The sequence below is a fragment of the Pseudoalteromonas luteoviolacea NCIMB 1942 genome, assembly GCF_001625595.1.
In the GTDB taxonomy this organism is placed as follows: domain Bacteria; phylum Pseudomonadota; class Gammaproteobacteria; order Enterobacterales; family Alteromonadaceae; genus Pseudoalteromonas; species Pseudoalteromonas luteoviolacea_A.
On the sequence record NZ_AUXT01000115.1, the window covers coordinates 1 to 273 of the forward strand.

Sequence of the window (273 nt, forward strand, 5' to 3'; positions counted from 1 at the left end):
TAGCGCAACATTGGATATCACCTATGCCCCAGTGACGCTCAAAGTTCCTTACAATAAGAAAGGGCAATCCCTGCCAGTTTACTATGTAGGCTGTGCGGAGCGAGGAAACACTGAAAACGATTTAAGCTGGCACCTATTAACCAGTGAACCGGTTACCAGCAAAAAAGACGCGTTAGCTATCATCACATACTACGAGCACCGCTGGTTGGTTGAGGAATATCATAAAGTCTGGAAAAGTGATGGCACGGATATCGAAAGTTTACGTCTTCAAAG

Annotated in this window: 1 pseudogene; it reads left to right on the forward strand. The window is 45.1% G+C overall.

The window, feature by feature from the left end:
* Nucleotides 1-273 (forward strand): annotated as a pseudogene (locus tag N482_RS06600) (IS4 family transposase); the annotation flags it as partial.